The sequence below is a fragment of the Candidatus Poriferisodalis sp. genome (assembly GCF_965205175.1).
GTDB lineage: Bacteria > Actinomycetota > Acidimicrobiia > Acidimicrobiales > Poriferisodalaceae > Poriferisodalis.
This window is the reverse complement of sequence record NZ_OZ242038.1, coordinates 2,506,846-2,527,987: the sequence shown is the minus strand read 5'-3', so window position 1 is coordinate 2,527,987 and position 21,142 is coordinate 2,506,846. Positions and strand designations below refer to the sequence as shown.

The 21,142-nt window shown below is 64.7% G+C and carries 12 protein-coding genes; 10 read left to right on the top strand and 2 right to left on the bottom strand.

From position 1 onward, the window contains the following. Positions 1–269: 269 nt before the first annotated feature. The 5 genes from queA (at position 270) to secF (ending at position 6,134) form a co-directional block, all read left to right on the top strand. Positions 270–1,436 carry a tRNA preQ1(34) S-adenosylmethionine ribosyltransferase-isomerase QueA gene (queA, locus tag ACOGI4_RS10825; protein ID WP_419841681.1) on the top strand — a complete coding sequence of 389 codons (1,167 nt, stop codon included), beginning with the start codon at positions 270–272 and terminating at the stop codon, positions 1,434–1,436. Then, positions 1,433–2,620 carry a tRNA guanosine(34) transglycosylase Tgt gene (tgt, locus tag ACOGI4_RS10820; protein WP_419841680.1) on the top strand — a complete coding sequence of 396 codons (1,188 nt, stop codon included), beginning with the start codon at positions 1,433–1,435 and terminating at the stop codon, positions 2,618–2,620. Before queA ends, tgt begins: the two co-directional genes overlap by 4 nt. 246 nt (positions 2,621–2,866) lie before the next feature. Beyond that, positions 2,867–3,187, top strand: coding sequence for a preprotein translocase subunit YajC (gene yajC / locus ACOGI4_RS10815; protein WP_419841679.1), 321 nt, complete (start codon positions 2,867–2,869; stop codon positions 3,185–3,187). A 113-nt stretch (positions 3,188–3,300) separates the two neighbouring features. Continuing rightward, the gene (gene secD, locus ACOGI4_RS10810; protein ID WP_419841678.1) at positions 3,301–4,926 is read left to right on the top strand and encodes a protein translocase subunit SecD; all 1,626 of its coding nucleotides are present in this window, start codon (positions 3,301–3,303) and stop codon (positions 4,924–4,926) included. Further along, positions 4,923–6,134 (top strand): protein translocase subunit SecF, encoded by a 1,212-nt coding sequence (gene secF / locus ACOGI4_RS10805; protein ID WP_419841677.1) that lies wholly within the window; start codon positions 4,923–4,925, stop codon positions 6,132–6,134. The genes secD and secF overlap by 4 nt, the downstream gene beginning before the upstream one ends. Positions 6,135–6,190: 56 nt before the next feature. Here the strand turns inward: secF and ACOGI4_RS10800 are convergent, their stop codons facing one another. Continuing rightward, a complete protein-coding gene (locus ACOGI4_RS10800) occupies positions 6,191–7,468 on the bottom strand; it encodes an ATP-binding protein (RefSeq protein WP_419841676.1) in 1,278 nt (425 codons plus the stop codon). 225 nt (positions 7,469–7,693) lie between these two features. Next, complete coding sequence (locus ACOGI4_RS10795; RefSeq protein ID WP_419841675.1) at positions 7,694–8,101, bottom strand: hypothetical protein; 408 nt, start codon at positions 8,099–8,101, stop codon at positions 7,694–7,696. 389 nt (positions 8,102–8,490) lie between these two features. Between ACOGI4_RS10795 and ACOGI4_RS10790 the strand changes: the two genes are divergently transcribed. From ACOGI4_RS10790 to ACOGI4_RS10770, 5 genes are all read left to right on the top strand, one after another. Beyond that, positions 8,491–8,781: a hypothetical protein gene (locus tag ACOGI4_RS10790; RefSeq protein WP_419841674.1), complete on the top strand. Its 291-nt coding sequence runs from the start codon at positions 8,491–8,493 to the stop codon at positions 8,779–8,781. Positions 8,782–9,056: 275 nt separating this feature from the next. Next, a complete protein-coding gene (locus ACOGI4_RS10785) occupies positions 9,057–11,969 on the top strand; it encodes a vWA domain-containing protein (RefSeq protein WP_419841673.1) in 2,913 nt (970 codons plus the stop codon). Positions 11,970–12,085: 116 nt separating this feature from the next. Next, positions 12,086–15,577 carry a tubulin-like doman-containing protein gene (locus ACOGI4_RS10780; RefSeq protein WP_419841672.1) on the top strand — a complete coding sequence of 1,164 codons (3,492 nt, stop codon included), beginning with the start codon at positions 12,086–12,088 and terminating at the stop codon, positions 15,575–15,577. Between the two features lie 151 nt (positions 15,578–15,728). Further along, positions 15,729–18,887 carry a hypothetical protein gene (locus tag ACOGI4_RS10775; RefSeq protein WP_419841671.1) on the top strand — a complete coding sequence of 1,053 codons (3,159 nt, stop codon included), beginning with the start codon at positions 15,729–15,731 and terminating at the stop codon, positions 18,885–18,887. A gap of 541 nt (positions 18,888–19,428) precedes the next feature. Beyond that, positions 19,429–21,066, top strand: coding sequence for a trypsin-like peptidase domain-containing protein (locus ACOGI4_RS10770; RefSeq protein ID WP_419841670.1), 1,638 nt, complete (start codon positions 19,429–19,431; stop codon positions 21,064–21,066). Positions 21,067–21,142: the final 76 nt, after the last annotated feature.

Genomic DNA, 21,142 nt, shown 5'->3' with positions numbered 1-21,142 from the left:
ACCGATGCGGTGACCGATGCCGGCGCAGATGCCGCGGTCAGCCTGTTCGATGTGCCCGGCAATGCCGCCGTCGACACGTTTGCCCAGGCCGCAACAGATGCTCCGGTGGATGTCCCGGCGACGGCGCCTCCGGCGATGCCGGATGCGGTGACGCGAGACGACACCGCGATCGACCGCACGCCGTGGTGATGACGCGCAGCAACGTGCAGCATCTCCTGCAGCGCCAGCCTCCTCAACCGCCGCAGCGGTCGGCCCAGCAGCAGCTAGCAATGTCCGAGTTCGACTACGACTTGCCTGCATCCGCCGTGGCGCATGTGCCTGTCGAGCCCCGCGACGCGGCCCGGCTGCTGATCGACCGCGGACCGCGCGAGGCACCAGAGCATGGCCGCGTCAGCGATCTGCCGATGCTGCTTCGCGCTGGTGATCTGCTCGTCGTCAACGAGACCCGCGTGATGCCTGCCCGCCTGCCGCTGAGAAAGCGCACCGGCGGAGCTGCCGAAGTGTTGCTGCTGGCGCCCCTCGCCGCCGCCACGCCCGCGTCGGCGCCGCAGACTGATGGTCCCGCCAGTCCGAGTCGCAGCGATGTCCGCCATGGCGGCGACCTGGGATGGGCGGCGCTGGTGCGACCGTCTCGGCGGATTCGGGACGGAACGGTGCTGGAGTCCCAGCACGACCCACGCGTGCGAGTCGTGGTCGGCGAACGCCTGGACACCCAGCGCCGAGCGGTGCAGGTGTTCGTCGAGGAGGTGCCGGTCAGCGAGGTGTCGCAGACATCGCTCCTGGATCGAGCGGGAGAGCCGCCGCTGCCGCCCTACATCGATCCCGTCGTAGCACGAGACGCCATCGCCCGCCGTCTCGGGGCCGACGCGGCTCGGGCCGCGTTGGCGGATCGCTACCAGACCGTCTACGCCCGGTCGCAAGGCTCGGCTGCGGCGCCGACCGCCGGGCTCCATCTCACCCAGCGCGTGCTCGACGGACTGCGCTCCGCCGGTGTCGGCGTGGCGACCGTGGATCTGACGGTCGGCTTGGCAACGTTCGCTCCGGTGACGGCCACCTACGCAGAGGCACATGAGATGCACGCCGAGCACTTTCGGGTGCCCGCTGCCACCCTTGCCGCATGCGCCGCCGCGAAGCGGGTGGTGGCAGTGGGAACCACTACGGTGAGAGCGCTCGAGGCGGCAGCACGGACTGTGGGCAATGCCGGCGCTGTCGACGTGTGCGGCTGGACCGATCTCTTTCTGCGGCGGGGTGCGGAGTTTCACGTGGTGGATGCGATGCTCACCAACTTCCATCTGCCGCGGTCATCCCTGCTGTTGCTGATCGACGCATTCGTCGGGCCGCGCTGGCGGCAGTTGTACGAGACGGCGCTGGCGGAGGGCTACCGATTCTTGTCCTTCGGCGATGCGATGCTGCTGTCTCGCAGCGATGAGCCATGAGTTCGGAGTCCAGAGCTGCTTACGAATTGCTGGCCACCGACGGCTCGGCTCGACGCGGCCAGGTCACCACCGCACGCGGGACCTTTCAGACGCCGGTGTTCATGCCGGTGGGCACCCGGGGCGCAGTCGTCCACCTCGACGCCGGCGACTACGAGCACCTCGGCCTTGAGGTCGTGCTGGCCAACACCTACCACCTGCTGGCGCGGCCCGGTATCGATGTCGTGGAAGCGCTCGGCGGGCTGCACGGGTTCTCCGGTTGGAACGGTCACTTCCTGACAGATTCCGGCGGATTCCAGATCATGTCCCTCGGCCGAGCGGACCGTGCTCGGCAGGTGCCGGGTTCGCAGGATGCGATGTCGAGCGTCGATGACGCTGGCGTGACCTTTCGCTCGACCTACGACGGCGCGCGGATGCGGCTGACGCCCGAGGACGCCGTGGATGCACAGTGCCGCCTGGGATCGGACATCCAGATGGCTCTCGACATCTGCCCGGAACTGCCCGCTGCCTGCGAGGATGTCCGGCGGGCGACCGAACGCACCCACCTGTGGGCGGCTCGGGCCGCGGCGGCCATGGAGGCTGCGCGTCGGGCCGGGACCGCCGGGGGCCAAGCGCTGTTCGGCATCTGCCAAGGAGGCGTCGATCCCGAGTTGCGGCAGGCGAGCGCCGAGACCGTCGCGTCCATGGGCTTCGACGGATACGGCATCGGTGGGCTGTCCGTGGGGGAATCCCGCGCCGAGATGGGTCCGGCCCTGCGTGCCGCCACCGAGGTGCTGCCTGTGGACCGGCCTCGTTACTTGATGGGAGTTGGCGACCCGGCGCGCATGGTCGATGCCATCGCCGCCGGAGTGGACATGTTCGACTGCGTGCTGCCCAGCCGGCTGGGACGTCACGGCACGGCGCTCACGCCTCAGGGCCGCATCAACATCCGAAATGCCCGCTTCGCCCGCGACCCCGCGTCGCTGGACCCTCGCAGCGAGCGAACCGGCGGCCGAGTTCCTCCTGGTGCCCGCTTCAGCCGGGGCTATCTCCGACACCTGATGAGCGTGAACGAGCCGACCGCCGGCCGCATTCTGACGCTGCACAACCTTGCGTTTCTCGGCGACTTGGTGAGCGATGCGCGAGCGGCGATCGAGGCGGGCCGTTTCGGCGCGTTCCGCGAACAGGTCAACGACGTCTGGGGCTGAGCGGCGGCACTTGTGGGTGTGAGCCGCTGTCCGCTGTGACGGCGGCCAGACCGCTACGCTGACCCGCCGTGCCGTTCTCGGGTCTGCAGTGCGCTCCGTGCAGCGCGCAACACGCCGGGTCTGCCGGCACGGCGCAGACTGCTGCGCATCTGTATCGCGGACGCTTCGCTCCACTGCCGGCGAGGCGTGCCCGTCCCCACACGCCGAACGTCACCAGCCCCACGACACCACGCTGAGGAGCACCTCATGGGTTCGATCATTCTGCTCGTCGCAGTGTTTGCCTTGATGTACTTCTTCATGATCCGACCGCAGCGCAAGCGTGCAGCCGAGCGCGCTGCGATGCTTCGTGCAGCGGACATCGGTGACGAGGTAGCGACCGTGGGCGGGGTCATCGGCAAGATCGTGGCGGTCGAGGAACAGAACGACGTGCTGTGCCTTGAGGTGGACACGGACGTGGAACTGCGAGTGCAACGACGCGCGGTAGGCGAAATTCTCAATTCCGCCGCCGCCGACAGTGACAGTGCCGGCGACTCGGCCGTAACGGACGGCGTCAACGAATCGGAATGAGCCTGGCGTCAGCGCAGAACCCAGCTCCGCAGAGATCGGGCCCGTGCGATGCTCGACGGTGACCGGCTTGCGTAGGCGCGTGGCGCGGTTGCTTCCGGCTGTGAGGGCGTGACGTGCGTCGTTCGCAGATTGTCTCGCTGCTGCTTGCGATCCTGGTCGGATTCGGATCGCTGGCCGCCGTGCTCGCCGCCGGCTGGGCACCGGTACTCGGCGTGCAGCTGCAGGGCGGCGTGGAGGTGCTGCTGAGCCCAGCGTCTGCCGCCGACGACGAGCAGCTGGACCGCGCCATCGAGATCATCCGATCCCGCGTCGATGCCCTGGGCGTTGCCGAGCCCGACATCACCCGTCAAGGCGAGCAGGTGGTGGTGCAGCTCCCTGGCGTCAAGGACAAGCAACGGGCCGTCGACCTGGTCGGTCAGACTGCCGAGCTTCGGTTTCGTCCCGTGCTGTTGATGTTCAACCCCTTCGACGAGGCTGAATTCCGCTCCGCTCAGGACCTCGCCAACACCTACAACGACACCGGCGATGACGCGGACAACGGCCCGGTCGAAGCCGATGCAGACGTGGATGCAAGCGCAGACGCGGACGAAGATGCAGCGTCCGGCGGGGATGCTGCAGACGATCCTGCGGCTGCCGGTGAAGCGGGCGACGGCGACACTGCCGCGGATGGCGCCGACGGGCCTGCGGCCGAAGGCGCCGAGGCCGATGCTGAGGCTCAGGCGGTCGACGCGGCGGGGTTCCCCGAGTACACCGCGCCCGAGGCCGACGTTGCCGAACGCGCGGTGCTGCTGCCGGGCCGCGACCAGTTCACCGGCTATGTGCTGGGCAGCGCCGAGCTGACCGGCGACGCGGTTGCTGAGGCGGCGGCAACGTTCAACAACGAATGGGTGGTCAACGTCGATCTCACCGGCGAGGGCGCAGCGGGCTTCGACGCCATGGCCGCCCGCCACTACGGACAGCAGGTGGCGATTGTGCTCGACGGCGTCGTCGAGTCCGCTCCGGTGATCCAAGCCACCGAGTTCGGGGGCACAGCGGTCATCTCGGGCAGCTTCGACGAGGAGGGCGCTAGGGATCTGGCCGTGGCACTGCGCTTCGGCGCCCTGCCTGTGGAGTTCGAGCAGGACGACGTGCGCACCGTTTCGGCAACCCTCGGCGAGGGCACGCTGCGTGCGGGCGTGATCGCCGGCATCGTCGGGCTGATCCTCGTGGGTCTGTACATGCTGCTGTACTACCGGCTGCTCGGCATCGTGGCTGTGGCCAGCTTGGCGATCAGCGGATCGGTGCTGTGGTCGCTCATCAGCTGGCTCGGCGAGAGCCGCGGGCTGGCGCTGACGCTGGCCGGCACCACCGGCATCATCGTGTCGATCGGTGTCCAGGTCGACTCCAACATCGTCTACTACGAACGGATCAAGGAAGAAGTCCGCCGCGGCCGAGCTGTGCGGTCTGCTGCCGATGCCAGCTTCGCCGGTGCCTTCAGGACCATCGTGTGGGCGGATTTGGCCTCGCTGATCGGCGCGGGCGTGCTGTACCAGCTCACCAGCGGGACGGTTCGGGGCTTCGCTCTGTACCTCGGGTTGGCGACGCTCATCGACTTGGCGGTGTCGTACTTCTTCATGCGTCCGCTGGTGGTGTTCATCGCTCGACGGCTCGTGAACGAGGAGCCCCGCCGCCTCGGCGTGCAGCGGAGCGTTGAGCGTGATGCGGCGCCGGCAGCAGTGCCCGCGGGAGGCACAACGTGATCGCAGCTCTGCGCACCTTCTATCGAGGCGAGAACAGCTGGGACGTCTTGCGTCTGGCTCGCAAGGTGCTCATCGGCTCGGCAGTGGCTGTGCTGGTGTGCGTGGTGGCGCTGTTGGCGCGCGGGCTGAATCTCGGCATCGAGTTCGAAGGCGGATCGGTGTGGGAGATCCCGGTGAACGCGCCGTCCGGCAGCGCCGACGAAGCGACGGATGCTGACGCGGACGCCGGCGCCGGCGCAGACGATGCCCAGGCAGATGCCGATGCGGACGATGCCGAAACAGCGCAAGCCGGTGCCGGTTCCGGCGATGGCTCCGGTGGTGCCACAGCGCCGGGGCTGACCACCGACGATGTCGCTGCGGCGGCCGCAGCAGCAGGCGTGCCCGATGCGCGAGTGCAGTTCGTGGTGGTGACCGGCTCGGAGGACATCTTTCGGGTGCGGGGCGTGCTCGGACCCGGCGCAGACGGCGCGGCCGTTGCCCAAGCACTGGCCGACGCCGTCGGTGTGGATGTAGAGCGGCTGTCGTCACGGCAGGTCAGTCCGTCGTTCGGCGATGCGGTGGCAGGCAAGGCGCGCCGTGCGCTCGTGGTGTTCTTCGTGCTGATCGCGCTGTACCTGTGGTTCCGCTTCGAGTGGAAGATGTCGGTCGGCGCGTTGGTCGCGGTAGCGCACGACATCGTGTTGACCGTCGGCGCATATGCGCTGTTCGGGTTCGAGGTGACGCCCGCGACGGTGGTGGCGTTCCTCACCATCATGGGCTACTCGCTGTATGACACGATTGTCGTGTTCGACCGTGTGAAGACCAATGAGCGGTCGTTGCCGGCACGCAGTCACTTCACGTACCACGCGCTGGCGAACGTGTCGCTCAACCAAGTGCTGACGCGCTCGGTCAATACGTCGGTGACGTCGGTGCTGCCGGTGCTGTCGCTGCTGGTCGTAGGTGCCGGGTTCCTCGGTGCCGGCACGTTGGCCGAGTTTGCGACGGCGCTGTTGATCGGCCTGCTCGTCGGTTCCTACAGCTCCATCTTCGTGGCGATGCCGGTTGTTGCATGGTTGAAGGGCCACGAGCCCGGCTGGGCCGGCGCGCAGGTCGCCGCCGATGCCGCCGGCCGTTACGACTCGATGGAGGTTGCTGCCCAGGCGCTTGCCGCCGAGAGCTACACCCGCAGCGCTCCGCCCCGGCCACGCAAGAAGGGCCGCCGCCGCTGAGCCTTCGTGACGTCGCTGCTGAGACTCCGCAGCGGTGCTGGCCTCTTGCCGGCTGATCAGGGGCCAAGCGCAGTGATGGGAATGACAGCCACGCCGTCTGGTCGCGTGTAGGCCGCGCGGACGGCGGTGACGACCGCGAGCAGCGCCAGCTGACCCGTTCGCCGCGGATGAACCTTGTCTCGCAGACGCTTGAGTGCCACAGCCGCCTCCTCAATCTGGCGCGGACCCGAGTTCAGCTTGACTTCGAAGGCGGCCCACGTGCCGTCCAGCCCTTGCAGCACCATGTCGGCCTCGTTGCCGTCGGAATCGCGGTAGTGGTACGCACTGAACCCCAACGGCTGCGCATACACCCGCAGGTCGCGCACGACCAGCGATTCGAACAGGCTGCCGAACATGGAAAAATCTGCCATGAGTCGATCCGCGGACGCTCCGATCAGCACGGCAGCCAGCGACGGGTCCACGAGATGCCGCTTCGGCGCCTTGCGCACTGTGGCTCTTGAACGCAGCTCCGGAGACCACGCCGGAAGATCCTCGAGGACGAAGATGCGCCCCAGAGCGTCCAAGTACGAGGAGATCGTCTGAGCTGCCGGCGGCGAAGCCGGGTTCATGTCGCGTGCAAGCTTGGCGGCGGAAATCGGAGCGGCCGAGCTGTGCGCAATGAGGCGGAGGAGACGTTCGAGCGCATCAGGATTGTGGCGCACCCCGACGGCATCTTCGATGTCTGCCCGAACCGACTCCGCCACGTACTCCCGTGCCGCAGCGATTGCGTCGGAGAGGGAGAGTCCGAGGTTGGCCGGCCAGCCTCCTCGGCAGACGGCATCGGCAACGTCGGTTAGCGCGGCATGGCTCTCGGCCACAGGTCGCGCGGCGTCGGTGAGCAATTGGCGCAGCGACACTTCGCCGGACGATGCCCCTGACTCGCTCAGCGTCATCGGCCGCATCCGCACCCGCGAGATGCGCCCGGTGCCGGTGTGTCGGGTGATGAGATCGGTCGGCCGGGCAGATCCGGTCAAGATGAAGTGTCCGGTGCCGGACCGGTCGTCGCAGGCCCGGCGAATGCGGTCCCACAGTGCGGGGGCATGCTGCCACTCGTCGATCAGCAGCGGAGCGGGGCGGTCGAGCAAGTAGTCCGGGTCGGTGTTGGCGATAGCGAGCATGTCAGGATCGTCGAGGCGCGCTTCGGAACGGGCGTGATTGCGCGATGTCCATGTCTTGCCGGTGCTCCTTGCACCCTGCACCAGCACAGCGCCTCGGCGCTGCAGGGCGGCTGCCACCTCTGCACCGGCGACCCGATCCCGGTAGCCGGGCATGGTCAAGGTTGCTGCTTCTGCCACCGTTACACTTTAGCAAATGACGGGAATGCATGTATGGCTATATTGCTCATGCATCTATAGATTTATGGTACTTTCATATAGGGACATATGACAATTGTGCCTGCAGCTCTCGGACCGCGCTACGCGAGACTGCACGCGCACCGCGGCCGCCGAGGCTTGCGAGCTGCGCCGGCACCCGTTGTTCAGTCCCCGGGGATCCTGCTGCGCCGCCCCGGAGTCGGAGCTTCAGGCCGGGTTGGCGGCCTGCTGCGGGTCCGTCGCCGACCCGGTGGAGGCTCGTGCGGTGCCGCCGCCGGGCGCTGGTGCGGCTTGCTCGTGTGAACCGGTGTCGATGTCCGGCGGGGCGGCCGGGCCCAAAATTGCGCCTTCGAGTCGGGACACTCGCTGGGCTAGGTCTGAGATGACTGCGGTCTGGGCGGTGATGTCGTGGCGTACCTGCCGCAGTTCCTCGTTCATCTCGGTGCGCAGTGAGTCGGTGCGCTGTTCGATCTTGGTGCTGAGTTCGGTGCGTCGAGCGTCGATTTTGGCTTCGAGCCGCTCGTGACGCGCGTTGGCGCCGCGGTTCTGCCAGAGCAGCCCGAGCACGCCGAACGCGAAGGTGGCGGCGAGGATGAGCGACGGCGCGTGCTCCACGTCACGCAAGCTACCGCCCCCCAGCAGCACCCCCGGCGGCATTTTCCGCGCGCCGAGCCGACGCCTCAACCCGCATCATGTTCGGCTCATGTTCGGCGGGCTGCAGGCGCGAGGCACGCCGTCGAGCTTCATGCGGCGCGCCGAGACGATGCGACCGAGCGAGCCGACCGCTAGTATCGCCGCCCGCAAGGAGGCAGCCGTGGGCTGCTGCTAGTAGAGGGGACCACGGGTGACGCTGGCAGCCGGACCGCCACCTCCGCCTCCGCCACCCAAGCCAGGGTTGGCCCCACCGCAGTTGGGGGGGGGGGGGTCACCAGCCACCCTTTAGTCCGGCGGCGGCCGGCAAAGCAGCCGGACCGCCGATACCGAGTTTCGTTGCGACTGTGGCGGTGCTGCTTTGCACCCTGCTCAGCTTCCTGCTGGGCGCACGCGTCGAGTACGGCATCGCCGCGACCGGCCGCGAGGTCGACTTCAACACGCTCGGCTACCTGATCGGCTGCTTCGTCAGCATCTTGACGCTGTACCTGTTCTTGAAGGCCGACAACAAGGCCCGCGCCACCCTGAGGTACAATGACTGGCGCCCCAGCGCCCGAAAGATGGTCGGCTGGGCCACGTTCGGCAGCTGGGTGTTCGGCGCGCTTCACCTGTGGTACTGGGCGCAGGACCTGACGAGGCCGTGAGCCACCCGCCCCGCACCGACAGGCTGCCCATCAGCTGCGTCCACAGTGGCCGTAGCGCCCGACGCGTGCTGGCTGTGCTGTGCACTGTGCTGATCGCAGCGCCGTTGTTGACCCTCGCCGGCGGTGCTCACGCGGGCGCGCAGTCCGGCGGCTACACGCCGTGCCCCGATCAGAGTGACATCGACGTGTTGGTGATGATGGACGCGTCGGGGTCGCTGAACGCGCCGCGATCGGGCAGCGACCCTGCCGGCCGGCAGCGCAGCACGGCGCTGAGGATGTTCCGCGACAAGTTGGTCGCTCTGATCGAAGAGCTCCGTGCGATGCAAGACGACGAGGCCGCCGAGGTGGGCAAGGTGCGGCTGTCGCTGTGGCGTTTCGATACTCGTGTGGCCCGGGTGGCCGGCTTTGAGCAGATCACCTCACTGCATCCGTCCGACGAGGCGATCGACGATTCGCTGGGCGAGCGCAGGGCGGACGGCAGCCGTCGCGTCAGCCACACCAACTACCTCGCTGCGCTCAATGAGATCGAGCAGGCGTTCCGGCGCGACAGTGCCGCCGACGCGTGCAAAGTGCTGCTGTTCTTCACCGACGGCTTGCACGACCCGACGGGGCAGATGACCTCGCGGTCACCGGATGAACGGTTGCTCAGGCAGGAAGCTGAGGAGTTGCGGCATGAGGTGTGCGGTCCGCTGAAGCGTCGCTACGAGGATGCGGGCATTCAGACGTTTGCCGTGCTCATCGGCGACGATTTCCGGCGTCAGCAAGAGCAGAGTGACGAGCGTGGCGCCAAGGACGAGATGGCCGACGCACCCAAGCAGATACTCCGCGCGCTGACCGGCGACGCAGGACTGCCGAGTCCGGTCGGTCTTCCGGAGTCACTCGGCATCGACTGCGCGCAGTGGAGCGACGACCCGCAGGCCGACCGCCGCGGCGAAGTCATCAGTGGCAGCGAGTTGGGAAGCTTAGCCGATCTGCTGATCGAGAAGCTGGAGCAAGCCATCCGCGACCTAGAGGAATGGCCGGATTGCGGTGCGAACCTAGCCCCCGGAACGTTCTCAGAAGAGATGCCCGCAGGCCGGTACATCCGTGAGATCGTCGCATACCCGCGTGATGGGGCGCAAATCAATGGGTACAAGATTGATCCGGCGGGCAACGTACCCGAGATCAACGGCAGCGGCAGCGGCACGGAACCACTTCGCATTCGCAGTCAGGAGCTGTCCGGCCTCGCCGCCGGCTGGCGCCTGCTGATTGAGACCGCAGGCAATGAAGGTGCGCTCGTCACATGCTACGTGCTCCGCAACATCCCCGACCGGCAAGACGTCGATGCCGAAGCTGTCGGACCTGGACCGGAAGAAAAGCCGCTTGAAGACGTCATTCGAGCACCCAAGCGGGGGCCTGCACCTGACGACGAGAGCGGTGAGAGGCCGGACGGGGGTAGCCCTGACAACGGCGAGAGCGGAGAACAGCCCGACGGAAGTGGCCCTGCCAGCGACGAGAACGGCGGGCGGGGAGACGGCGCGACGCGCGACGGACGCGACTTTGACAGCGGCGAAGATCGGGAGTCGGTCGGCATATCGGGTCGAGTCACGAGTCCCATACTCGACGGCAGTCGAATCATCGTGAATCCTGCACCGCAAGGCCTGTGCGACAACCTTCCCGACGAGTGGCTCGACGAACGGGTACACCGCGTGTATTGCGAGCGCGACGACGACCGCGCTGAGGACGACGACCGCGCTGAGGTTGACGACCGAAGAGTCGTATTCGAGCTGAAACCTCTTGAGTGCCAAGAGCCGTACGACTTCACCCGACCGTTCGAGTACAGGTGGGAACCGCCACTCACCGAGGAAATGTTCGGGCCTGGCCAGATAGAGGAGCACGTCCGGATTCGGGTCGTCGGACCCGCCCAGCGGTTGTACGACTGCGTCGGTGCTCCTGCGCTTGCCTGCGATTCGGGCCCCGACGGAGTCAGCGCGCTGGAAGTCCTACCGGCGCAAGACGAACTTCCCCGCGAACCCCTGCGCGGCGAGTCGGCCTGCTATCTGACGCCGCCGGAGACAGGTACTGCGGTGCTGACCGCGCGATGGCAGCCTGACCTGTCTGACAGCTCCGACACGGGCGCTGCAGACGACAACCAACTTCTTGATTGGCGTTTCGACTCCGCTCGGCACGGCCGCCCTGATGCCGGGGCCCTCAGTGAGGACGGCCTGACACTGCGGCTCGATGCCGATGCCGACTTGGTCGACGGCAGAATGCGGCTGTATTTCGTCACTCCTGACGAACTGGCCAACGGTGACTGGAGCATCGACGGCGTCATCCGGCTGCGTCTCGAGTGGCAGACCGCCCAAGACGATGACGCCTTCAACACTCTCGCTGCTGAGCAAATGGCAGACCAACGCGCAGACCTGCCGGTCGATGCCTCATACGCAGCGCGCAGTGATTCGGGCGTGGCGCGCTGGCTCACGATCCTGCTGCTCATCGCCAGTCTGCTGGTCAGCTATGTGCTTTTCTGCTTGGCTCTATGCTCAACCTTCAGCTTGCCCAATCCAGCCGCCTTCCGGTGGCATCGCGCCGCCTTGAGGATTCACAGCAATGGCGGGCGGACCCACTCATTCGAAGACGATCCTATAGCCGCGCTGCAGTCAGCGCCTGGAGAAGCCATATTGGGGCGAGTAGTCGGCCAGACTAAGCCTCGCTATCGGCGATGGAAGGGTCCGGCATCACAATCGGGAACCAGCAGCATCAGTGTACTGCTTCGTCGTTCCCCGCGATTTTGGTTGCCTGGGTTGCTACGCGGACCGTGGAGCGAGGTACAAGCTGCCAATGGCGTGATCGCAGTTTCACCGAAAGGCCGCAGGCAGTCTAAGCGCTCGACCGTAGCGGCAGCTCCAGCGGAATTCGATCGACTACTGATCGTGGGCATTCTAGATACAGACAATATCGGCAACTCCGCCGTGGCAAACATCTGGTTGGCCTTGCCACAAGCTAGTGACATGGGAATGATCCAAAATTTTGAAGCGACGAATTTGCTCGAGCAAATCATGGACTCGGCCGAGGTGCGCAATGTCAGTCAGCCTGATATCAAGATGAATCAGCGTCCTGCTAGTGATCCTGACGTTGGCGACGCCAAAATGCAACTGCCTGATATGGACGCTGACCCACCGCCGCCACCGCCGTCGCCCACAAACTGAGGTCATATGGTGGCACGGGCTTGAGTAGCGACGACTCGATGGCCTTCCTCATCCCTCTGCGCACTCATAAGTAATCTTCTCAAGTAAACTAAAGAGATAAGAATCGAGTATAACAAGTGTACAATAGGTTTCTGTTTGTTGGTTTGGGCGGGTCCGGTGGCAAGACACTTCGGTTTCTCAAGCACGCAATGGCAACGTGGCTAGCGTCACGTTCCCCTGGCAGTTCCATCCCCAGCGCATGGCAGTTTCTGCATATTGATACACCAACCCAGGCTGACGGACAAGAAATCGATGATCGCGTACCGAATCTTGCTGACGATGAATATCTTGGTCTCATTCCTCCCGGTATGGATTTCGAGTCGTTGCAGACCATCTTGGATGGCATGCCTCCCCCCATCATCGATGAATTGCGGACCTGGCGCGTAGAACCAGCTGGTGTCCAAGTGCAACTTGATCAAGGCGCTGGTCAGTGGAGAGCTATCGGCCACTCTGTGGCGCTAGCGTACGCGCGGACGATCCACAACTCCTTGAGAGCCAAAATTCAGGATATGACTGGACCTGAAGCTCAAGCCCAGCTGGTTCAGCTTTCTGCGAACGCTAATCCTGGACTATTCGCCGGGTCAACCAAAGCACCCGTGATGTCAATAATTGTTGTTGGTTCATTAGCAGGTGGCGCTGGTTCTGGCCTCTTGACGACCGTCTGTGACGTGCTGCGAGCGATGAATACGCCGGCTGCTGAGCGCATCGTTGCACTGCTCTACACTCCAGAAGTGTTCGAAGCTGTGAATGTCGCGCAAACTGAAGGAGTCTACCCCAACAGTTTCGCCGCCATTTGCGAGATGTTGAACGGACAATGGTGGCACGGAAGCGTCAAACAGGCTACTGGTCTCCCGGAACCAAAGACAAACCCGCTACTAAGCAAAATCGGGCTGCCGAAGCCGCAAAAGAGAAGCGGCCCTCAGTATCCTTTCTTGGTGGGCCGAAGGTCATCAGGGAATGTTGACCATGGCACGCCCGAACGCGTATTTGAGATCGCCGCGCGTGCCATGTTGTCGTGGGTGACAGATAACACCGTCTGGAATCACATCAGTGGATACACGTTGACAAACTGGGATCAAACAGCTGCAAAGGCTAATGCAAGCGCAGGCGAAGTATTGGTTAACCTTGGCAAGCCCTACGAAGTTGGCCCGCCGTGTATATCTGCTGTTGGCTTCTCTCGTCTGTCAGTCGGTGGTCATTACTTTGGGCTCTTCGCTAAGCGGCGTCTTGTGCGCGAGGCAGTTCGGCATCTAACCAAGTTTCATACGGATTCTCATCTTGCGACGCAGACCGGCCAAAAGCTAAAGAGTCAGCACCCGGACCAAATCTTGAATGCCATGTCAGAGCTACTGCTAACAAGTGTCCTGTCTGTCACCGGACTCGCTGGTACCAAATTCGAGAACCATCAGATCATTCGTCAGCTGCAACCAGTTCGCCGACTGGATGATGAACTAGAGCGGTCGGTTCGAAGCAACTCAGGAGTCGATGGTGATGCCACTGTGAAACTGAAAGCGACACAATGGAAAGAGCAGATTGTCGCTGCAATCGATGCGGCGAAGAACAAGTATTTGTTGGATTATCGTAATGAACTCGATACCTCGACGATGGCTTGCCGCGGCATCATTCAAACGCAGATACTTGATGAAATCGAACGTTGTATCGGCCTTTACGGCTTACGCTTGACCGCGAAACTGTCTGATGCAATCGCTGATAAGCTGTTTCATGACGTTCACACCCTGCGTACTGAGGCTTCGCGCCGCGAAGCGTGGGCTAGCACAGTTGGCACTGAAGTCACACAGGTGTTGGTTAACATCAAAGGGAAAATTGGTGCTAACGACCGGCGCCTTGCTGAAGCCATAAGACAAGGCGTTTATCTTGCCCAATTTGACGGCGCCGCTTTACTCGGCCAACGGGCGGCTGACTTGGCCGAACAAATCGCAAAAGGCATTCTGCGGCCCTTGGCGAATGCGTTACGTGCCGCAGCTGATGACCTAGATCAGGATTTTCGGCAGACAAACGCTTGGCCAGCTTGGGACGGTGCTGCACCGGCTGACAGCGAGCGACCACCTAAGGGCGATTATTCGCTAATTGATCCCGCACACTATTCGGACATATTTTATGAGTTGTTGGCGCGTGATATCGGACTGGCAACAACAACTTCGGCCCAGCGCGAAAAGATCAGGAGCGATGTCATCACCGGTTGTTTTTTCAAGGACGGATCTCAGCTACAGCACCATGACTGGCGTTCCTGTGTGTATATTCAGCAGGACTGGAATCCGGAACTGCCTTCGCTAGATAGGGCGTTAATGGATGGCCCACCTTCTTCGCTGTCGGTGACGATCATGACGCGTATCGATGCTCTTGAGAAGAGGGCCCATCATCGACTACGGGACACCGGCTCGGTATGGGAACGTCTTATCAATTGCTCACTTCGAGAATTTGTGGACGGCGGAGATGGCAATAGTGCTGTACTAGCGGCGGCGAATTTTGCGAACGTAACGCAGAGGCAATCACGCGTCATGGGTCAACTCGGTGCTGCGATGGCAGGCGCTGCACCTCTGGTCAGCGTTGACCAGCAACTGTTGGGTAAAGTTCAACCGGCACAGGCGACTAATGTTCGCCCGAAGATCTACCTTTCCGAGATTCCGTTTGCTGGCAGTGTGGTCCAAGATGAGGTGTTGGCAGCACTAAAGAACTGGGGAGTCGACAGCCAGGTCGCTAAGGAAGCGTTAGGAAATGATTGGTCGCTAAAGGACATCGACATCACGACGATCCTCGACCCGCCAATCTCGGTGCTTGTCGTCGATTCACTGTTACGACCGATTGTAGCACGATGGGCTGAATGTAGTACCTCGATGGAACGCCAGAACTTTTGGCAATATCGTCGCGCTCAACCATTAGAATCTTTCGTACCGGCACCGCAGGCACTGATTCGATGCATGACGCGAGGTTGGTTCACAGGTCGGTTGCTAGGTCAGATACGGTTCGATGTCGAACAGCGTATGTGGGAAATCTGGATCTCGAAACGGAAAGCCTATGAATTGTTTTCAGCCGGGTGCTTATCAACGTCGAGCGCCGAAGGTGATGATGATGCGTTGCCGCTGACTCTAGAAGCGCTCGCCTTGTCTTACTTGGAAGTAAATCGACAGGCGGATCCGGGTCCGCTTGTACCGTACATTGAGCTGAGAGATCTTGGACGCGCGGCGGTGTCTAGCCGAGTTGATGGGTCACTCGTGCAGGAGTTGTTTGCATACAAGCGCTTGAATGCGTCACTATTGCGGTATGTGGAGCTTGGCCAGATAGATGCTGGTACGAAATGCCGGGCTTGGCTTGATGCTGAATCGGACAGCGTTGTTGTTTCGCCGGAATGGCGCGCGAGTCATGTCGCGGAGGAGTGTCGCAAATTGATGCGCATTTACGACGACAAATTCACCAAGCTTCGTGATGATTGGAGGAACGAACCGGCGCTACTCTCTGATGCTCCACAGTGGACGGGATTGTGGCAGCGCCATATGAGACCGGCACTCGAAGACATAATGCAGGCTGCCGAAACGCGCGCTCAAGCATAGACCGATGAGAGCTACTGATATGAGTATTGCCTCCGTTGGGGCGGAGGAACACGAGGATAGCAGTAAGACGGATCTGTCTTTCGCTTCTCGTGCGGCAGATGGGACGAAGGGCGTTGCGATTGTGCTCTACCGCGCTGACGACGGAGCTATGGTGTCGGCGCTTGATGTCTGGACGGGCCTGTCGGCGGCGTTGCAGCTGTCGCCGATCATGTGCGTGGAGTGCTGTGCGCCCGTAAGTGACGATCCGGCACCACCGGACCTTGGGCGTTCTTCGCGTCTGCTCCATGCGGGCGAATGGCGGTCGGTGGGGCTGATGTACGAGCTGCACGGTCAAGGTGCGCTGAGCCGGGTTGACATCGTGACTGTCTGTACAGCCGACCTCGGCCCGACACAGCAGGTCGAACTAGCGCGGGCGGACCGAATGCTGCGGCACGACCTGCAACGGATCATGCCAGAGCACACCCGAGTCGCTTCACACCGGGTATGGGTGCCTCGTTACGGCGATGACGGGCTCGTGCCCGGCGAGGATTTTGCCAGCCCTGAGGCCAACAGCGCTCTGGTGGTGCTGCCGTCGGATCGGCAGTTCGAACGCGCAGCAGCGATGCCTGTGGGGGACGGAGAACCTGACGATGCAAGCCATGACGAGGTCTACGCGTGGCACGTGGCCGTCGAAGTTGCCTCCCTAGCTGGTTTCTGGTCGACCATGGACGGCGCACCGGTCGAGTTCGTTCCAAGCGCCGTGAGCGGTGTAGGCAGACCCTTGGTTCGGCTGGTGCGCTCGATGTGCCGTGCCGCTCGTATCCACACGCCGTCGCCGGAGCAGTCGCTAGACGGCACGGGGCTGTTGCCGCTGACACCCGGGCAGCTGCCCGCCCCCGATCCTGCGTACACCGTTCGGGCTGCTGCGCCGTACATCTATCCGCGGGATTATCGCGTGCCAGCCGACATGTCAGACGGCAGCCTGCACGAAGCCAACGCAGTTGACGGGGCCGCAGCTACGCCCTACAGCGAGGTGCGCAGCTTGATGCCGCTGTCGCAGACCGCCAGCGCACGCCGTCTCGCCAGTGAGACGATCAGTAGCGCGCTCGAGCGCGATCAGGACGTGGCACAAGCCGCATCGAGACTTGACGACTACGTCAAACAGACTGCGCAGGTTGCGCCGTGGACTGCACCGCTCGTCGAAGGCACAGACGATTTCGACGACACCAGCAGCATGTCGTCAAGTGTTCGACAGAAGGCCAAGCAACTGCTGGACGCTGGCCGCCCGCCGGTCTCCATCGAACGTGTGCCGACCGACGGCTGGGACGCGCTGCTCGACGGTGTGTTCGGCATGGCGGACGCGGCATCGGGCGCTGACCATGTGCGAGACGAGATCGCCGGCGCCCGCTATGTGGTCGTCGACCCCGATGCGCTGGCGCCCGATGCCGACGAGCTGACGCAGGCCGTTGCCATGCTCGACCCGAACGCGCACCTGTCTTCGGCGGCTGACGGCGCCAGCATCAACACCGCAGCGCCAGACTCGGGCTCCGGCGATGCGCAGGGTGATGACCCTCCCGACAACGACGAATCAGACGATGAATCGGGCACATTGCCGCTTGCGGATGCTGGCGACTCGGGCTGGCAAGACGAGCCGACGCTGCTCGCAGAAGTGACGCGCCAGTTCGACGAGGAGATCGAGCGCTCCGAACGAGACGTCGAGCATCACATCGGCCTCTTGCAGCAGCACATCGACCCGAAGACCCGGCCCGAGCCGGGGGTCACCTCGTTCGTCGCCTATGCCTTGCTGGCTTCGGTGCTGATCGGCGCCGGCTCGTTGTTGACCTTGACCGAGCTGCGCGAGGTGTTCACGCCTGACCGGCTCTCCGAGGATCAGAGAATCACTTCGTTCTTGCTGCTGTCGCTGGCGGCCACCGTGCCGCCGATGCTTCGGCTGACGCCGAGTCGCAGCTGGTCCGCACAGATTCGCCTCACGCTAGTGGCGGCGGTCTACGCCGGGACCGCAGCCGTGACGGTGGTAGCGGCATCGGCCATCGAGCAGAGCTGGCTCAGCCGGCCGGGCCAGTGGATGCCTGCCATCACGGTGGTGTCAAGCGTGATGGCGTTGGCGATCGCAGCCTGGGTCCGCGGATTCGCCGGCGACAGCGGATTCGCCGGCGACAGAGGCCTGCTTGGTCCGCTGGCAGCACTGGTGGGGGATCGTGTGGCCGGAGCGGTGCCCTTCGTCTACGCGTTCGTCATTGCCGTCGCGGGGCTCAACTTTGATGCTACGGCCCCGACGATCTTCGAAGACCGCAGCTGGCGGCTGCTGACCGTGCTGTTGACCGTTGCCGTGGCCGTGGCAGTCGCCACGGGCGGACTGGTGTTGCTCATTCGCCGACGCGACCGGCAACAGGTGAGCGCTTGGCGGGACCGCATCGACGAGTTGGTCGACGAGTGCGAGGCGGCGGCGGCACGCACCGCAGCGCTGGAGACGCTCAAGGCTCACTGGCTGACCACAGCAGCAGTAGTCGCCCGGCTGCTGCACCGTCCCTTCGGTTCGCACCACGCCGCAGCACCTCCCCAGGACCCGACCCCGGCAGTCCGCAAACTGCTGATGTTCGACCTCCAGCTGACCGATGAGACACGGGACGCCTTTCTGGGCGAGCTGTTGCCGGAGCTGGCACCGAGTGGCTGGCTGCGCGAGCAATACCGCCGAATGTCGTCGCGGTTCGTCAGCAGCGAACGGACCAGATTCGGCATCGGCGCCGACGGCTTCATGCCGCCGCCGGAGCACGATGCCTATCCGATGCCGCTGGACTCCGTGCTGCGCGGCGAGGGCACTGGGCCGCGCTGGCGTTTCGCCCAGCGTGTGTACTCCGGCGAATTCGACCCGCTGCTGCACGAGACCGCACTGGACGCGCTGAACCGGGCGATGGCCAAGACCTTCATGTCAGATCGGATCACCGTGTCGCTGGGCCGCAGCGGCACCGGCCGCCAAACGCTGCCACAGCTGCTGGGAGAGCTGCTGCCGGCAGGGGAGAAGCGGCTGCCGTCGGGCACGCTGCCGCCGAGCATCGAGGCCCCGCCCGAGTACGAGTCGCGGGTGTGGTGGCCCGAAGCGGTCGCGATGCCAGAAGGCGAGGCCCCGGCGGAGCATCGTTGCCGCGACCTGCGAGCGCATGGCACGGTGCTGTTCCATGCAGTGCGGGTGGACATCTCCGAACCTGTTGATCTCAAACGTCTGACGTCGCTCGCGCGACTTGACGCAGCCGCCGATGACGATGCGGCCTCGTCCGACAGCGCCGAGGCGCCTGCAGCGCTGCTGATGTGACCGCTGCCGGCGTTGTGCCGTACTTCGGCCCCGAGTTGAGCCCCGTGCTGCTGGGCAAGCCGGGTCGGTGAGCGCCACTCTCAGCATTGCCGGTGCGGTTCTGGTTGACTTGACAACCGTGCCGCGGGGCGTATTGCTGGTCGATGCACCGACCCAGCGCCAAACGTGACTGTTCGGGTGCTGGCGCGCCAGTCTTCAACTGCGGTTGGCGTGACGCATAGCGCGGAGCGGGTCGCTGTCTGAGCCGAGGCCTCCACGGCCCGGGCGACCGCGACCCGGCCGCGGCAATCCACTGCGGCCTGAGCCGACCTCGCGTCGGCCGCCGCCTCGAGAATCGGGGCAGCACCTAGAGCAAGGCCCCGCTGGCGACCGATCGCCGCGTGTTCGGCCACGCGTTGCCCCGCCAGCGCACACTGCGCCTCCGGCGCCGCCGCCCACAAAGCGAGGCGCTGCGCCACCGCCTGAGCGAGGACACGCCTCCGCGCGCGCTCGGCGGTCGCCAGCACCCACTGCTGCTTGCGGGACCAGCGGGCGCAGGTTCATGGCTTGGGCAAAGCGCAAGCCGGTACTCGCTGGTCTGGGCGCGCTGGCCTCACTGTTGGTGGTGGTCGCTTTCGCCGGCGCCCTTCTAGAAGACGACAGCGACACCGCTGGTGCCGAGCCTGCGTCGCGTGACGAAGCGACTCCGGTCGCGACGAGCGTTGCGGACACCTCACTGCCACGCGACGAGCCTGATGCGCCGGCAGACGGACCCGCAAACGCCGGAAGCGAAGCGCCGACGGCGCCGACGGTGCTGGGCGGACCGGACGACGAGAGCGCTCCCAGCGATGACCCGCCGCCCGACGAGGCGCCGGCCGTCACTGTTCCCGGGACACCGGCCGTCACCGACGAAGAGGTGCCCGACTGGGAGCGGCTTGCGCGGTCGGTGGTACAGGTCTACTCCGAGGGGTGCGACCAGGCCGGCTCGGGCATCGTCGTCGGCGACGGCGGATTCGCGTTGACGAACTCGCACGTCGTGCGGTCCGAGACCGATGGCGCGGTCTGCGATGTCGTCATCGGGTTCGCACAGCGCTTCGAGGATCCGCCGGACTGCTGGCAGCCAGCCGAACTCGAAGCCGACGACTCGGCTCGGGACCTAGCGGTGCTGCGTCTGTCCGCAGCGGGGCTCTGCTCCGCTCCACCGCTTCAGGTCGAGCGGGACGATCTGGCGTTGGGGGCACAGATCACGATCTTGGGCTATCCGGGCTTCGGCCAGAGCCAGCAGACGCTCACGCTGACCAGCGGCACCTTCTCGGGCACCAGTGTCAGTCCTGCGGGTCACCGGCAGCTAAAAGTCGATGCACTGCTGGACTCGGGTGTCAGCGGTGGAGCGATGTTCGACGCGACCGGTCGCCTGGTCGGGGTGCCCACCGGCGGCTACGAGGGCGAGGGGGGCACGCTCGGCATTGCCATCCCCGGCACCGAAGTGCTGGAGTTTCTCGCCGAGCGCGGCCTCAGGCTGCTGCGGGACGACAACGGCGACGAGTCCGCTGCACCGACGACCTCCGTGGCGACGACGGTGCTGCCGCCGGTCACGTTCCCCGATGCGTCGGTTCGCGACCCGGAAGCCGAAGCTGCCGACCTCGAACGCCGCCGCAGCGTGATCGGCTTGTTCGAGCGTCTGCGGGTCGAAGCGGAGATGCGCAGCGGATACAACCGAGACGCGGTGTTCGGCGATTGGCGCCGCAGCGGCGGCAAGACCACGCGGCAGCATGTCCTCGCCGACGAGCAGCTGCCCGACGGCAGCTGGTACTCCGCCTACGACAACACCGTGGTCGAGACCGCTTCACAGCTCGACATCGACCACCTCGTGCCGCTGGCGGAAGCTTGGGATTCCGGCGGCCACGCTTGGTCTGAGGACAGGTGGAAGCGCTTCGGCAACGACCTTGGCGATCCGCGGGCGCTCATCGCCGTCAGCTATTCCACCAATCGCAGCAAGGGCGCACGCGACCCGGGAGAGTGGTGGCCGCCCAACGATGAGTACCACTGCCAGTACGCAGTGGACTGGATCGCGGTCAAGACACGCTGGGATCTCGCCATCGACACCGTTGAGCAAGACGCACTCGAAGCAAAGCTCGAACAATGCGACGGCGACGACTTCGCGTTCACCGCCCCCGAGCCTGCCCGCACCAACGGCTAGGCAAGTCCCCGCCAGTGGTCGGGTGCCGGAACCTCAAGCAGGCAGCCGTCACCAGGCGCGACCTTGAAGATGCGCG

What these genes read in the sequence shown, in the direction of transcription:
- yajC (WP_419841679.1), top strand. Translation starts at nt 2,867, where the DNA reads ATGGGTTCGATCATTCTGCTCGTCGCAGTGTTTGCCTTGATGTACTTC.
- ACOGI4_RS10785 (WP_419841673.1), top strand. Translation starts at nt 9,057, where the DNA reads ATGTTCCGCGACAAGTTGGTCGCTCTGATCGAAGAGCTCCGTGCGATG.
- ACOGI4_RS10770 (WP_419841670.1), top strand. Translation starts at nt 19,429, where the DNA reads ATGGCTTGGGCAAAGCGCAAGCCGGTACTCGCTGGTCTGGGCGCGCTG.
- tgt (WP_419841680.1), top strand. Translation starts at nt 1,433, where the DNA reads ATGAGTTCGGAGTCCAGAGCTGCTTACGAATTGCTGGCCACCGACGGC.
- queA (WP_419841681.1), top strand. Translation starts at nt 270, where the DNA reads ATGTCCGAGTTCGACTACGACTTGCCTGCATCCGCCGTGGCGCATGTG.